This is a genomic window from Candidatus Accumulibacter sp. ACC012, assembly GCF_907163155.1.
Lineage (GTDB): Bacteria > Pseudomonadota > Gammaproteobacteria > Burkholderiales > Rhodocyclaceae > Accumulibacter > Accumulibacter delftensis.
Genome location: NZ_CAJQUC010000001.1, coordinates 43,018 through 56,962 on the forward strand (window position 1 = coordinate 43,018; position 13,945 = coordinate 56,962).

General features: G+C 61.2%; 12 protein-coding genes and 1 pseudogene. 5 read left to right on the plus strand and 8 right to left on the minus strand.

The window, feature by feature from the left end; genetic code table 11:
* Positions 1-55: 55 nt before the first annotated feature.
* The 4 genes from QZ648_RS00210 to QZ648_RS00225 all read right to left on the minus strand — a co-directional run bounded on the left by QZ648_RS00210 (position 56) and on the right by QZ648_RS00225 (position 5,731).
* Positions 56-1,078 (minus strand): HupE/UreJ family protein, encoded by a 1,023-nt coding sequence (locus QZ648_RS00210; RefSeq protein ID WP_291995774.1) that lies wholly within the window; start codon positions 1,076-1,078, stop codon positions 56-58.
* Positions 1,075-2,013: a peptidylprolyl isomerase gene (locus QZ648_RS00215; RefSeq protein ID WP_169065608.1), complete on the minus strand. Its 939-nt coding sequence runs from the start codon at positions 2,011-2,013 to the stop codon at positions 1,075-1,077. The genes QZ648_RS00210 and QZ648_RS00215 overlap by 4 nt, the downstream gene beginning before the upstream one ends.
* The gene (locus QZ648_RS00220; RefSeq protein ID WP_291995775.1) at positions 2,010-4,238 is read right to left on the minus strand and encodes a DUF3604 domain-containing protein; all 2,229 of its coding nucleotides are present in this window, start codon (positions 4,236-4,238) and stop codon (positions 2,010-2,012) included. The genes QZ648_RS00215 and QZ648_RS00220 overlap by 4 nt, the downstream gene beginning before the upstream one ends.
* A gap of 134 nt (positions 4,239-4,372) precedes the next feature.
* Positions 4,373-5,731 carry an outer membrane protein transport protein gene (locus tag QZ648_RS00225; protein WP_291995776.1) on the minus strand — a complete coding sequence of 453 codons (1,359 nt, stop codon included), beginning with the start codon at positions 5,729-5,731 and terminating at the stop codon, positions 4,373-4,375.
* Positions 5,732-6,122: 391 nt separating this feature from the next.
* Between QZ648_RS00225 and QZ648_RS00230 the strand changes: the two genes are divergently transcribed.
* The 3 genes from QZ648_RS00230 (at position 6,123) to QZ648_RS00240 (ending at position 7,366) form a co-directional block, all read left to right on the plus strand.
* Positions 6,123-6,314 carry a hypothetical protein gene (locus tag QZ648_RS00230; protein ID WP_291995777.1) on the plus strand — a complete coding sequence of 64 codons (192 nt, stop codon included), beginning with the start codon at positions 6,123-6,125 and terminating at the stop codon, positions 6,312-6,314.
* Positions 6,315-6,410: 96 nt separating this feature from the next.
* Positions 6,411-7,187: a DUF4239 domain-containing protein gene (locus tag QZ648_RS00235; RefSeq protein ID WP_169065603.1), complete on the plus strand. Its 777-nt coding sequence runs from the start codon at positions 6,411-6,413 to the stop codon at positions 7,185-7,187.
* A gap of 53 nt (positions 7,188-7,240) precedes the next feature.
* The gene (locus QZ648_RS00240; protein ID WP_272873632.1) at positions 7,241-7,366 is read left to right on the plus strand and encodes a hypothetical protein; all 126 of its coding nucleotides are present in this window, start codon (positions 7,241-7,243) and stop codon (positions 7,364-7,366) included.
* A 60-nt stretch (positions 7,367-7,426) separates the two neighbouring features.
* Here the strand turns inward: QZ648_RS00240 and djlA are convergent, their stop codons facing one another.
* From djlA to QZ648_RS00255, 3 genes and pseudogenes are all read right to left on the minus strand, one after another.
* Positions 7,427-8,200: a co-chaperone DjlA gene (gene djlA / locus QZ648_RS00245; protein WP_169065602.1), complete on the minus strand. Its 774-nt coding sequence runs from the start codon at positions 8,198-8,200 to the stop codon at positions 7,427-7,429.
* 648 nt (positions 8,201-8,848) lie between these two features.
* Positions 8,849-9,418: a PEP-CTERM sorting domain-containing protein gene (locus QZ648_RS00250; protein WP_291995778.1), complete on the minus strand. Its 570-nt coding sequence runs from the start codon at positions 9,416-9,418 to the stop codon at positions 8,849-8,851.
* Positions 9,419-9,773: 355 nt separating this feature from the next.
* Positions 9,774-10,496: pseudogene (locus QZ648_RS00255) on the minus strand (ribonucleoside-diphosphate reductase, adenosylcobalamin-dependent); the annotation flags it as partial.
* A 461-nt stretch (positions 10,497-10,957) separates the two neighbouring features.
* Between QZ648_RS00255 and QZ648_RS00260 the strand changes: the two are divergent.
* Positions 10,958-11,437: a PEP-CTERM sorting domain-containing protein gene (locus QZ648_RS00260; RefSeq protein ID WP_169065601.1), complete on the plus strand. Its 480-nt coding sequence runs from the start codon at positions 10,958-10,960 to the stop codon at positions 11,435-11,437.
* A gap of 739 nt (positions 11,438-12,176) precedes the next feature.
* Here QZ648_RS00260 and QZ648_RS00265 read toward each other — a convergent pair.
* Positions 12,177-12,419 carry a hypothetical protein gene (locus tag QZ648_RS00265; protein WP_291995779.1) on the minus strand — a complete coding sequence of 81 codons (243 nt, stop codon included), beginning with the start codon at positions 12,417-12,419 and terminating at the stop codon, positions 12,177-12,179.
* Between the two features lie 99 nt (positions 12,420-12,518).
* On the opposite strand from QZ648_RS00265, the gene QZ648_RS00270 reads away from it, so the two are divergent.
* Positions 12,519-13,847 (plus strand): IS4 family transposase, encoded by a 1,329-nt coding sequence (locus QZ648_RS00270; RefSeq protein WP_291995780.1) that lies wholly within the window; start codon positions 12,519-12,521, stop codon positions 13,845-13,847.
* Positions 13,848-13,945 lie beyond the last annotated feature (98 nt).

Here is a 13,945-nt window from a genome sequence, read left to right on the forward strand (position 1 = left end):
GCGCGCAGGTCGCGCAAGTTGCGACGTCGCCAAGCTGCTGAAGGGCATCAGTTGCTCAGAACGTCGCCAGCCTCTCGAAGAACCAAAACGATGCCAGAATCCCGATCACATAGGGCGTGGTGGCGCGGCCGTAGCGCACCAATGACGTCGCCAGCTTGATTCGCCTGGCTAACGCCAAACACGCCAGCACGACGAGAACGAAAGCGAGCTGACCGAGTTCAACGCCGATGTTGAAGGCCACCAGGGCGAGCGGAATGTCGCCGCGCGGCAGGCCGATGCTGGCCAGCGCGCTGGCGAATCCGAGTCCATGCAGCAAGCCGAAAGAGAACGCGACCAGCCATGGCAAGCGCGCCGTCAAGTTCGCTTCGCCGCGCTGCAAGCGAACGACCTCGCTGGCCAGCAGCAGAATGGAAAGTGCGATGCTGGCCTCAAGCGGCGGGCCCGCCAGGTGCACCAGTCCAAGCGTTGCGAGTGCCAGCGTGATCGAGTGCGCGACCGTGAATGCTGTGATCGTCCACAGCAACATGCGAGTCTGACGCACGATAAGCATCAGTGCCAGGACAAACAGCAGGTGGTCGTAGCCGAACAGGATATGATCGATGCCATGCCGCAGGTAAGCGCCGCTGACCGACAGCCAGCCGCGCTCCGCGGCGATTTCCAGCCACGGCTGCGAGGGATGGACGAGAGTGGTCGAATGGCTGCCATCGTGCATCTGCACACGCACCAGGACATCGGTGATCGTCGCTTGTAGGCCGACGATGTCGATACGCGTGCCGGCAAGGCCGCCGGGAGCTTCGATCACGCGACGCTCGAGCAGAGAATCGGACAGTTCGCGCAGAGCGGGTTCGGTGACGTTGTACGTGCCCTCAGCGAATTTCAGCGCAATTGGCAGCGGCCTTCCCGATAGCACCGGCGTCCGCCACAGCACGTCGTAGCGGCCCGGCGCGGTGGCGTTGATTTCGAGATAGGCGGGACGCGTTTCGTGCGCCCAGGCGCCAGCCGACGCGAGGAGGATCGATAGCATCGCGCTGAGCAATGCCCAGCGCAACAGCGCCAACATCCGCATGCCGCTGTTCATCGAGTGTTTGTGGTCGATTCCGTTCCGGCGACGGGAGCATCCTTTTCATCCGGCGGCGGCAGCACGACTTCGTAGCGCGCGCGCATCGCGGCGAACACCTTGCGCTTGGCTTCGGCGCGTTGCACGTTGATCCATTCGGCTTTCACTTCCGGCTCGATCTCGTCAAATGTCGGCACCCGTCCCGGTGTGATCGAATCGATGAACACCAGATGCCAGCCCAGTCCCGATTCGATGGGCCCGATCCAGGCGCCTGGCGTAAGCCCGGACAGCGACTGGGAAAATGCCGTTCCAAACACACTGGCCACCTGCTCCGCTACGCGCTCGGCGTAGTAATCCTGGAACATGAAACGATCGCCAATCTCGGCGACTAGCGGCGAGTCGGCGGGCTTGCCGACGAGCTTTCCCAGTGCTTCGACGGCCGCATCCCGCGCCCCGAGGCCGCGCTGGTCGGGTGAAAAGTACACATGGCGAAACGACATCCGGTCCGGCAAAGTGAAGCTCGCCCGGTTCTCTGCGAACCACAGCTTCAGTTGCGCGGCAGCGGGATCGCGGATCGAGGACGTGTCTTCGGCAAGGAATTCCATCTTCTGCGCCAAGCGGCGGCGGACGATGGTGTCGTTCTGGTCGAGGCCGAGTGCGAGCGACTCGCGATAGAGGATTTCTTCGCGAATCTTGTTTTCGATCAGGCTGTGCAGTTCCTCCGGCGTCGGCGGGCGCTGCCACTTTGCCGCCCACACCATTGCCATCTGGCGCAGATCGTCGCGCGTGAGCCGGATCTGATTGGCCTGGGATGGGACAACAGTCTGCGGGTTGAGTGCGCCATAGACCGCGAACAGCGCACCGCCGATGACCAGAAACTGCAGCAGTGGCTCTCGCAGCCAGCGCTGCACGCGTGATGGCTGCGGAACGCTGGCTGCAGCGGGAGCGCTGCTCATTCCTTTACCGGCTCGACCTCGTAGTTCGCGTAACCGAACTCGTTGCTGCGCGCCGCCAGGTACTTGTCGCCGAGCCGGTAGACCGCGACATCGAATTCGCTACCGTTGATGTCCGTGCGCAGGCGCCCGTCGCGAATCTCGTAGTCAGGGTCACCACCGTGCATCATCTCGCCTACTTCGCGCAAGTCCGCTGCCTTGCCGTCGACCGACGCTATCAGGCGCCGGCCGGTGGCGCCGTGCAGGATCTCGAAGTGCTGGCCGGTCACCGAGTTGCGCACTTTCACCGTCTTGCCGACGAGCAGTTCCTTGAGCTGCGCGTCGCCGAGCATCTGCGCGCCCTGCTTGCTCAGCTCAGCGATGGTCAACCCTGGCTTGCTGGCCTTGCGCGCCTCTGCACTGGGCGTATACCAAATCGGCGAACTCCATGCCCGTTCCTGGATCACTGCCGTGAACCCGCTGCCGCTCGGGGGAACCCTGCCCAGTTTCACGGCCTGCATGCTGCTCCAGCGCGGCGTCGGAATCTCGAGCACGCGGACATAATAGAAAGCATCAAGGGCTGCGTCGAAGTCGGGGTCCGTCCACACTGTTTTCAGCTCCACCGCACCGATGGTGTTGGTGTACGTGCCTTTCGTGAGATCCACCGTCGACCCGATCGCCGGCACCTTGCCGGTGCTCGCATCGGGCTTGCGCGCCCCCGCCCAGGCGATGTCGTAAATCTTCTCGAACGATTGTCCGTTGATGCTCCAGCCCTTGACGACCTGGACGCGGTCGAGATTGGCACTGTCGGGATCCTTCGCCGCCCAGACCACGAAGGAGGGCGCCTTGCTTGTCGGCTGCAGCAGATCGGATCCCATCGGGACGCCTGTGGCGTAGGCTGTCTTCAGCCACTCCTTCTGCTTGAGCATGCCGGCATCCAGCCCCCAGCCGCCGAAGAAACGCAGCGGAATGCGCACGCCGCTGGTCGAGTAGGTCTCCTTGCGTCGCATCGCGTCGAAGAGTGCGTCGCGCGTGTTCTCCTCGGCCCACACCGCACTCAGACCGGCAGGGGTGACCCAGAGGCTGTTCAGTCCGAGCACCGTGGCGCCGTTGATGCGTTTCTCGATGGTGTCGTCGACCGTACCGTGCACGCCAAAGAAGTTCTTCTGACGGTAGGGGACGACGCTGACGTGCGAATCGGAGCCGCCGACGACGCCGGGCTTGTAGGGATTGAAGCCGCGTGCCTGCTCCATGGCCAGGCCGTCCTTGTAGGCATGGCGTACGTAGCTGCCGTATTCGCTCGGCGGCGGGCCTTTCTTGCCGAGCAGATGCCAGACGAAGACTTCGTAGTTGGCGAACTCGTCGTTGGGCGAAAGCCCCGGCGTCGTCTCCGATTGCCCCTTGACCTGCTTCATCTCGGTCAGCGGCTCGTTGCGCAGGCGAGCCTCCGCCCAGGCGCGGTCGATCGGTCGGCCGGTGTGATCGACTTCGGTCGGGAACATCGTGCCGTTGCTCAGGTTCGCGTTGTGCGAGATGGCCAGCAAGTCGTTGCCTGCCGCGCGTTGCTGGTCCATCCAGCTCCAGAGATGACGCGGATCGGGCGAGTCCAGGGGCGTGAACGGCACTTGCGGTACTTTTTTCGAATCGCGGAAGAAGATGTTGCGATGCAGGTTCTTGGAATCCGGGGTGGAAGTCCACTCGTAGGCGGCGAAGGTCGTGAACTTGCCCGGCTTGTTGTACCTGTCGGCGATGTCGATGACCCGCTTCCAGACCGGCGCGACGACGGCCGGATCGCTGAATTCCTTGATCGGCAGTCCCTTGGCAATCGCCAGCGACAGCACTTTGAAAGCCAGCAGCCCATCGGCCCTGACGCCGTCCTCGAAGGCCCGGGCCAGCAGCGGCGAACTCTTGCGCAGCGGCGACTCGGGATCCATGGCTTCCTGGACCATGCCCATGTACTCGGCATGCTCGGTGACTGCGCCCCAGTCGAGCGGTTTGGTGATCTGCACCTGGTAGCCGCCCGGATGCAAGGTCGGTTTGCCCGTCGCGTACTGATAGAACGACTCGGGCCCGGTCTGCGTGTCGCCAAATGCGTAGGCGTCGAACGACCAGCTGGTATGTAAATGGGTTTCGCCGTAGTAGACATTGCGTTCGGGGTTTTTCTGCTGTGCGAAGCTCGGTGCTGACGTCAGACCCACGAGTCCGATGGCGAGCAAGGCAGGGACGATGCTTGTCGGTCTGTTTCGCATGGTTTTTTTCCTCCTCACGGGGAAGTGCTTCAGTTTCATGTTGCGCGCCAGCTGCGCCAGAGCATGGAACGGTGTCGCTCCGCGACCAGCACCTTGGCTGGCTTTGGGCACACCGAGTCCATTGCTGACAGACGCTAGAACTTCCAGCTGCCGTAAACGCTCATCACCAGCGTGCCGGTGTTGTCGTACGAGCCGATCAGGTTGCCACGACCGCCAAGGGCGACCGGCGCGGTGCCCTGCAAATCCGTCTTCAGCGTCCCGCCATAAATGTATTCCGCGGCGACGCCCCATACGGTTGTCTTGCTCAGCTGTTGCTGGCCACCGGCGCCGAAACGCCAGGCGGTGTTCAAGGGCATCAGCGGCGAGACCGTCGAACCATCCGGCTGGAAACCCGAGTCGTAGGCCACTCCGAAGTTGAGCAGCCACGGATCGCTCAAGCGATACTGCGCGCCGGTGGCGACGTGCCAGGTGTCCTTGAAGGGAATGTCCGTGGTCAGGCTGACCGGATTCGAGGTGTCGTCGATACCGATGTGGATGGCCCCGAATTTTGACCACTGCTGCCAGCCGACGCTGCCGAGCAGCGCCCATCGCGGGTCAAGTTGCGTGAATACGCTGGCCATCACCTGTTGCGGAACCTTGATGCCGACCTTGATCGTCGAGTTCAGCAGACCGGCGTTGTTCAATGCCGTTGCGACACCAGGCGAGAGCTTGGAGAACTTTGCCGGCCCCTCGAAGTCGAGATCGACCTGCGAATTCCAGGTCAGCCCGATTCGGGTCCCCTCGTCGATCTCGTAGAGAAGACCGAGGTTGGCGCCCCAGCCCCAGGTCCTGTCATCCAGCTTCAGCTTGCCGTCGCCGAAGATCGGCGCAGGGTTGTTGATTGCCACCTGGTTCGTATACATCCCGTACATGGCATTCAGGCTCGCACCGAGAGAAAGCTTGTCGTTGACCTTGAAGGCGATGCTGGGCAGCAAGGAGAGGCCGAGCATCGTCGTGCTCTGGACGTAGTAACGGCCTGCCCAGTCGTTGTCGTATTTCAAGGGTGCGCCGAAATTGCCGGCCAGGGCGAAGCCGAGTTTCAGTTCAGGTGACACGCTGTAGCTGAAAAAAGCGCCGCCGCCAGGAAACCAGCCGCCCGATCCAACCGCGTAGCCGCCATTGTCGTTGCCCAGCAGGGGCGAAGTCCCCGAGCCGATCGAGTATTTGGTGTTGGCCCAAAGCAGCTGCCCCGAGGCCAGGGCCTGCGTGCCTTCCAGACGGGTCATGCCGGCGGGATTGGTAAAGACGGTCGACGCGTCTTGCGCACGCGCGCTGTAACCCGCCGAAGCGAGGCCGACATCGGCCGTCCCGACTTCGTAGGCAAGCATGCCGCCAGCGAACGCCTGACCAGTTGCCAAGGTGGCGACAGCGAGGGCGACGAGCGAACAGTAGTGCCCGGGAACTTCGCTGCGCCAGTCGGTGGGGGTAGATTTGAAGCGACGCTGGAATAACATGCTGACCTCCATGAAATGTCTGCGGCTGCATTACCTCGCTGGGTTCTCGTCAGGGGTCGCACGCGCGACAAACGATGGCGAAGGTCTGCCCCTGGCGATCTTACGGCAGCGCGCCTGGGCACGGCAAGCGACACGGCAATCGCGTTAATGTGCAAGTCGCGCAAGCGGCTCACGAAACTCCCTTCTCCCCTTGCGGGAGAAGGGGCAGGGGAAGGGGGGACGGTCACGACTTTCATCATCCGGGGTGTTTCGACTGTCATGACCGTTAGACGCCCCCAGCCGCTATGCCGGTATGGGCTCGCATGCCGGCTAAAAATTGGCGATTGACGGCTTCTCCCGGTGTAAGTTACATTTCGCGAAAATCCATTCACGTTCGTTCGCAGTCATGAAGATGCACCAACCGACCAGTCCGAACAAGGCGTTTCCGGGCATGTCTCACCTCGGCAGCTACTCGGATTCGATACTGGAAATGGATTGCATCATCGGGCGCAGCATCGAGGTGGTTCGTGAAGTGGCGCCCGACACCACTACCATCGTCGTCCACACTCTCCCGCAGACTGTGTTCAAGCGCACGAAGCCCTAGCTTCAATTGTGAAACACGCGCGCCGTATCTGCCAAATTGCGGCCCGCGACTTCATCAGCGAAACGTCGTCACAATCAACGAGACATTCATCTAGCCATGCTCATGGATCCGGAATCTGCTCCCTTCGCCATTGCCTTTTTCCTGGGCATGGTCCTTTTTCTCGAACTCGGTCGGCGCATCGGCCGACGCATGCACGCGGATACTCCGGAACGCGCCCCGACGGGTGTGGGTGCCGTCGAGGGGGCGGTCTTCGCCCTGTTCGGCTTGCTCCTCGCCTTCACCTTCTCCGGGGCGGCATCGCGTTTCGACGATCGCCGCCATTTGATCATCGACGAGGCCAATGACATCGGCACGGCCTGGAGCTATCTCGATCTGCTCCCGGTGAATGAGCAGGGGCGATTGCGCGACCTGTTCCGCGCTTATACCGATGCACGTATCGCCACTTTTGAGAAGCTCCCGGACGTCGCCGCGGCGGAGGCGGAACTCGCCCGCTCGATCGCCTTGCAGGATGAAATCTGGAAGCAGGCCATCGCACTTTGCGAAGCGAAGAAGGACACCGCCACCACCAACCTGGTGCTGGGTGCGTTGAACGAGATGAACAACATCACCACGTCGCGCACTGCCGCCACCCGCATCCATCCGCCGCCGACGATCTTCGGGCTGCTGTTCGCCATGGGACTTTGCAGCGCGCTGCTCGCAGGATTCGGAATGGCCGCCAACCCGAAGCGGAGTTGGCTGCATATCTTGGGCTTCGCCGCAGCGATTGCGCTCTGCGTCTATGTCATCCGGGACATCGAATATCCTCGGCTGGGCCTCATCCGGGTGACGGCCACCGACCAGGTGATGAAGGATCTCCGCGCCAGCATGAAGTAAGCAATGAACTTTCTCCTGCCCGGCAGGCGCACGACTGGTACCGGCGCGCTGGCGTGCCGGCTGAGCGATCCCGTGCCGTCAGCATGCATTTCGATGGTCACACGATGGATGACGTCAATACCTATGAGCTGGCGACGCGTGCTCGCCGCCAGGTCGTCGTCGCGCACAAGGAAAGCTAGTCCAAAGCTGCGACGCAGTCATTCTTCTGAACAAGAGGCTGGCTCAGTTTTCTCGCTAATTCAAATCTTCCGGTGCCGCTCGATCAGATCGTGCGCCAACTGGATCTCCTTGGCCTTTTCACTGGCCAGCGCGATCATGTCTTCCGGCAGGCCTTGTCCGATCAACTTGTCCGGATGGTACTGGCTGATCAGCTTGCGATAGGCGCGCTTGATTTCCTGGTCCGTATGGTCTTTGGTCACGCCCAGAGCCCTGTAGGCGTCATCCAGCGCCGCTTCCGTACTGGGTTGGCCCGCGGCGAAGTGGGATTGATTCAGGACCATGTCGATCAATTGCTTGAACGTGGTCTGATCAAAGCCAAGACGGTGGGCGATGTCGGCAAGGACGCCCTCTTCGGGCGGATTGATATCTCCGTCAGCCGTCGCCATCGAGATCAGATAGACCAGCAAGACCTGCTTCAAATGCCGGGTGTGACCACAAACCGACATGAACCTGGCGTAGGTCGAGTCGATGGCGAACGCTGGGTCGGCGCCCCGTTTGAACAAGGCGATCGCCTGAACGCGATGTTCCGGGGTCATGCCCAGTTTCTGCATCAATAGCTCGACATGCTCGATCTCGGCTGGCGAGACATGGCCATCGGCCTTGGCCAGTTTGCCCATCGAGATGAACATCGTCTCGAGGAAAACGGCTTGGCGAAGCGCATTCTGCAGCGGGTTTATGCCGCCCGCACCATAGGCGCGCGCACGATCGATGATCGACCCGAGAAAAAGGCCGAGAAGCGCTCCGAAGAACCCGAAAAAGTAGAACCCTGCAACGACGCCAATTAGCTTGAACAAGGCGACTCCCGATAACATTCAAGAAAACGGCAGGGCGTACTTACCCTCAAAAACAGCCTTCGACCGCCCGATTCATCGGGCGATATCCGATGGCTGCGAAAGATCCGCTTGTGGAGGCCAAGGGAAAGTCCGACCGTTCGCAGTACGCAGGCACGGTGCTTCAGCCCACCTCCCCGCATTCTGCCAGCTCCTTCGCCCGTCACTATATAGTACAGGGCAAATGGGTTGCGACTACGCGGCCGGCGCCCGAGCTCGTCCGGCGGAAAGGACTTCACCGCCCGCGGGGGCGGGGCTAGGGGTGGAAGCGCCTGCAGGGCTCGGCAGGGGCATCCCCCTTACCGGGGTCGGTCCCACACGAAACGACCTAAACCCTCGGAAAGCCGTATGCGGGAAACGGCATGCACGGTTTGATGGGCAGGGCAGGCGAAAGCCTGTCCTCCACTCTACCCCATGGCTCTCCTCGATCTGCCAGGGGGCACGACCGTAGTCGTCTAACGCACGTTTCGCTGGCAAACTGGAAAAGACTGGGGCAGGTTCTGATCCGCTTGTTTGGCAACGCTTGCCGGCAATTCGATCAGGACCTGCCCCAGCGATCAGGATGCCGAAAAACCGGCAACCCGATCGTAACTACATACTGCCCACCGTGGGTTAGCCGCGGCGGCGGAGAGCCATACCCACCAAACCAATGCCGAGGAGGGCGAGTGTAGCGGGTTCCGGAACGTCCCCCGGCGGCGGCGTGGTGGAGTTGTTGTACGACCCGTTGATCTGTCCGCCGGGACCAGCATTCTGCGTGTAGGCGGCTGACCAGTAGACCGGCGTCGGATCGAATCCAACTCCGACGATCTGGCTGATCGTGCCTACGGCCAACACGCCCAAAGAGTTCATCCCAGGGGTGGTCGACGTCACTGTCAGGGTTTCAAGAAAAGTCCCGAAGGGAGTCTCAAACTGCTTCGTGAACACTCCGCCAACGCTCACGGGCAGCGGGTCCGGAAGTAACAGGACGGTGGTTCCGCTGATCAGGCCGATGTTGTTCGCGATGATCGCGGCAACCAAGTCAGGAGCGCCACTGGAAATGGTGCTCGCAGTCGTGACGTCGCCAGTATTGGCCGTGAAGGTGCCGAGAGCAGCGACGTTGAAAGTAACTTCGATGGGTATTGCGGAAGCCGGGCCGGCTAAGACGGCAGCAAGTCCAGCCGCGATCAGGGTTTTCTTTATCATTATTAATTCCTTCATTGGGAGCTAAACTAAAAAAACCTCTGCCCGTGTTGTTAAACGGGCAGTTCGCACTTGTTGGCCCGACGTTCCGGCGGGCCCAGAGAGACAAAAGCAAGATTTATGCCAGATTCTGTTTGTCTTTTTAAAACAGTTTGTTAACGATCGTTACGGTATTTCGTCGGTCGGCCAGTGTAAAAAAAGTCGACACTCCAGCGCCGCCAGCAAGGCCGCACGAATCCTTTGCAGCGATCAGGAACGGAATCGAGAATCGGGGCCAGGTCTTGGTTGCGGCTTGGCAATGTTGTGTAGTTTAGCGGGTGGAACTCCCGTCCCGGTAGCCGCTAGCCGCGGCCGGTGCTGGCCAGCACCGGCTGGCCAGCACCGGCGCCGGCAGGGTCTTGATCGACAGGCGGCGGTTGGCGTCGCCGCTGACGAAGTCCTGCGGCTGCTTCTTCTCTTCGGCCTGCTTCTTCGATTCGACCGAGAGCACCGAGCCCATGACGCTATTCGGGCGGTAGGTGGCCAGGCCCTTGAGGCCGGCTTTCCAGGCGCTCATGTAGAGGCCCTGGAATTCCTCGCAGGGGTAGTCGGCGGGGACGTTGACCGTCTTCGAGATCGAGGTGTCGATGTACGGGGCGACGGCGGCGACCATGTCCTTGTGCGCCTTGGCCGAGATTTCCAGCGCCGTGACGAAGTAATCGGGCAGTTTTTCAACGTCGCCGCCGAGGTGCTTGTAGAGCCGCCAGGCGTAGTCTTCGACGGCGTATTCCTTGAGCGTGCCGTCGGTCATGCGCTTCTTGCGGCTGTAGGTCCAGGAGAACGGCGGTTCGATGCCGTTCGAGGCGTTGTCGGCGAAGGCCAGGGAGATGGTGCCGGTGGGTGCGATCGACAACAGGTGCGAGTTGCGCAGGCCGTGCTTGCGGATCTGGTTCTTGATGTCGTTCGGCAGCCGTGAGGCGAAGTTGCTGCCGGAGAGATAAAGTTCGGCGTTGAACAGCGGGAAGTGGCCGCGCTCCCTGGCCAGTTTGACCGACGCCAGGTAGGCGGCGTCGCGCAGATCGCCAACTTCCGTGGATCTCATGGATTCGTTTCAGTGAGCGAAAAAGGGTCAGGTTTCGTGAGCGTCGAGGCCCGTCCGCTGCCAGCCTGCGCCAATCGCCCTCTCTTCGGTGGCTCGGCCCACTTTTCTTCACGCTCAAACCAAAGGTTCCAGGCCCCAGTCCCGCCTTGCTCGCAGCAGATATATGTCGGCTCGTGGACGCCGATTTCGCCCCGGCGCGGACAATTCTGGCAAGGCGTGCGGTATCTCACGTAAGCGAACCGGCGCCCCCGTTCTAATGAACCCGGTCATCCCGGCGCCCGCAAACGATCAGTATCACGGTTTGGTGCGAATCTTGCAGGCCACGTGCTTGGCAGTTCAATTCATAACTTCACGGAGTCACAATGCGTACGGCTTTTCAGAAATTTGCGTCCCACCTAGCGGCGCGCGGCGCCGTTGCAGCGGTTGCCATGCTTAGCTGCGGCTTGGCCTCAGCTGGCGTCGTGAGCTTCAACGACACTACGGCCGGTGCTCCCACTTGGAATCGGCCCATCGCCGGCAACCCGCCAACCGTGTTGTCTGGCGTCGGCACCAACACGCCATACGACGTGAATGGGTTTTTTGTGGACCAGAGCGGCTCGTACACCTTTCAGAGCACGGCGACCAACCCCCTCGGCTGGGATAACTACAGCTTCCTGTACCAGCTCGCGTTCGACCAAACGCAGCAGCTTCTGAACGTGCTCATCGGCAACGACGACAACCCCTCAATCGGCCTCGCCGGCTTCACCTACAGCCTGGTGGCAGGGGTCAACTACTTCCTCGTTCAGACCGGATTCAGCAACAGCGACTTCGGAGCCTACAGTACCGAGATTCAGGGGCCGGGCAACATCACGCTGAGCTCGATCAGCGTGCCCGAGCCGGGGTCTTTGGCACTGGTGGGCGCGGCGCTGCTGGCAGCGCTGGGCCGCCGCAAGGCGGCCTGAGGTCCCGAGCAAGGCCCGTTACAGGCCCCGCCCCGGCGGGGCCTTTTTGCTTTTGCGCCACGGACACGCACGGACACGGGTAGAGGACAGGCGTGCGGTATCTCACGTAAGCGCACCGGCCCTCCTGTTCTAGCGGTCGTGACATGTCGAGACACCCCTGATCATGAAAGTCATGACCGCCCCCCCTTCCCCCGGCCCTTCTCCCGCGAGGGGAGAAGGGAGGTTCGTGAGTCGCATACGCGACTTTCACATTAACGGTCATGACACGTGGAGACACCCCAAATCATGAAAGTCATGACCGTTTCCCTCTTCCCCTGCCCCTTCTCCCGCAGGGGGAGAAGGGAGGTTCGTGAGTCGCATACGCGACTTTCACATTAACGGTCATTGCAGTTGCGGCCGCCCCGGATCATGAAAGAAAATTCGAGTTGGGAAGCGATGGGTAGAGGTCGCGCAAAGCTTTGGCGGCTCGACCCCGAACTTTAACGTGACCTGCTGAACCGACTCGTACCCCGGATTGCTGCCATCGAGCGCACACATTAAAAGGGCCGTTGGCGACCTGTCGCCTTCAGGCAACTTCGGTTCTGGCACCCACCGCCTCCCGCTTTCAAGTTTATTGCGAAAGGAGACGGTATGGAACTGGTTCCGATCCACAAGCGGGTCATTGGACTCGACATTCTTTGAGCTTTTCGTACTGAACAGGAAGTGGTCAGGTCTTTCCTTTTGCCCTCTCCGTAAGATTTCAACCGGCGATCTCCAACCGTCTCTCGATCCGGTCGATGCGTGTCTTTATCTGGTCGATACTCGACTGCTGCCGGATGATTTCTTCGTAGTTATGCGCGCCGTCGCGCCGGCCGGCAGCCATGCCTGCTTCCAGGCTGGTGAGGCGAGCACCAACCTCTCGCATTTCGCTCTCAAGGCGGTCTTGTCCGGCTCGCAAGGCGCGCAGGTGTTCAAGAATCAGATTTTCTACGTTGTCGGTCATGGCCAAGACTCCTTTGCTTGAGTCTATCCCTAGGGGCATAGCCTTATACACAACTTTAGGTTTCGTCTGTAAGCTGTCGTTTTTCCTTGAGAAGGTATCATGGCGAGGTGGGCTGAGGAGGAACTGAATGGAATCAACCTGGGTGATCGCCGTCGGGACAAACGAGCGATCGCGTTGCTGGATACGCTTTCTGCGAGACCGACGGCGAGTATCCCGGGGGCGTGTTCGGACTGGTCGGAGACGATGGCGGCTTACCGCTTCTTCGGCAACGATGACATTACCTGGGAGGCGATCCTCACGCCCCATTGGTCTTGCTCCCGAAGACGGATCGCGCAGCACAAAGTGGTGCTGATGCTGCAGGACACCACCGAACTGGACTTCAACGGGCAGAGCATCTCTGGCTTGGGGCCGCTGAGCTACGAAGCTCAGCGGGGCCTGTACGTGCATCCGACGTATGCGGTCAGCGTCGATCGCGAGCCGTTGGGCGTTCTGGATGCTTGGATGTGGGCGCGCGAACCGAAGGACGCCGACGGCCGGCGCCCGGGGATCAAAGAGAGTACGCGCTGGATCGAGGGCTATGAACGGGTCGCCGAACTGGCGACGGAGTTGCCAACGACCCGGCTGGTCTACGTGGCCGACCGCGAGTCGGACATGATCGAATTGATGGCTCGGGCCAGCGAAATGGGCCAGCCAGCTGACTGGCTGCTGCGTGCTCAGCACGATCGAGCGCTGCCCGACGGTCAGAAGCTGTGGCAGACGGTGACGTCCGACGAAGCGCTCGGGGGAATCGCCTTCACGATGCCCGCGAGGCAGGGCCAAAAGGCGCGTCCGGTACGTCAGCAGCTTTGGGCGCGTGTCGTCGATCTTCCTCATGGCAAGAACCAGACAATCCGGGCCACCTGTGTGGTGGCCAAGGAGATCGATCCACCGGCCGGCAGTCGCCCGGTCGAGTGGCGCTTGCTGACCAATCGCCCCGCCGAGACGCTCGAACAGGTGACGGAACTGATTGACTGGTATCGCGCACGCTGGGAAATCGAGATCCTCTTCCACATCCTCAAGAACGGCTGCCGCATTGAGGCTCTGCAACTGGGAACCATCGCTGGTCTGCAACGTGCCATCGCACTCTACCTCATGGTCTCCTGGCGGATTGCTGTGCTGATGCGATTCGGCCGAACCTGCCCCGAATTGCCCGCCGACTTGTTCTTCCACGAAGATGAATGGCATGCCGCCTACCTCCTTCACAAGAAGAAACCACCCGCTGACCTCCCAACTCTCAACCAGGTCCTGAGATTGGTCGCCATGCTCGGCGGCTTCCTTGCACGCAAAGGCGACGGAGAACCGGGCGTCAAAACCATCTGGCTCGGTTTGCAGCGTGTCATGGATTGCGCTATCGGCCTCCAGTTCATGCGTCAGGCAGATCCTGGGTAAGTTGTGTATAAGGCTATGCCCTAGGGGAGGGAATTGCCAAACAGTTGAAATCGCACACCAAACATGGCTGGCGGGCAAAGCCGCCCATTAGGCTTGAC

Bases quoted from the DNA above. Each gene is read 5' to 3' on its own strand.
- QZ648_RS00210 (WP_291995774.1), bottom strand. From the start codon at position 1,078: ATGAACAGCGGCATGCGGATGTTGGCGCTGTTGCGCTGGGCATTGCTC.
- QZ648_RS00215 (WP_169065608.1), bottom strand. From the start codon at position 2,013: ATGAGCAGCGCTCCCGCTGCAGCCAGCGTTCCGCAGCCATCACGCGTG.
- QZ648_RS00220 (WP_291995775.1), bottom strand. From the start codon at position 4,238: ATGCGAAACAGACCGACAAGCATCGTCCCTGCCTTGCTCGCCATCGGA.
- QZ648_RS00225 (WP_291995776.1), bottom strand. From the start codon at position 5,731: ATGTTATTCCAGCGTCGCTTCAAATCTACCCCCACCGACTGGCGCAGC.
- QZ648_RS00230 (WP_291995777.1), top strand. From the start codon at position 6,123: ATGCACCAACCGACCAGTCCGAACAAGGCGTTTCCGGGCATGTCTCAC.
- QZ648_RS00235 (WP_169065603.1), top strand. From the start codon at position 6,411: ATGCTCATGGATCCGGAATCTGCTCCCTTCGCCATTGCCTTTTTCCTG.
- QZ648_RS00250 (WP_291995778.1), bottom strand. From the start codon at position 9,418: ATGATAAAGAAAACCCTGATCGCGGCTGGACTTGCTGCCGTCTTAGCC.
- QZ648_RS00265 (WP_291995779.1), bottom strand. From the start codon at position 12,419: ATGACCGACAACGTAGAAAATCTGATTCTTGAACACCTGCGCGCCTTG.
- QZ648_RS00270 (WP_291995780.1), top strand. From the start codon at position 12,519: ATGGCGAGGTGGGCTGAGGAGGAACTGAATGGAATCAACCTGGGTGAT.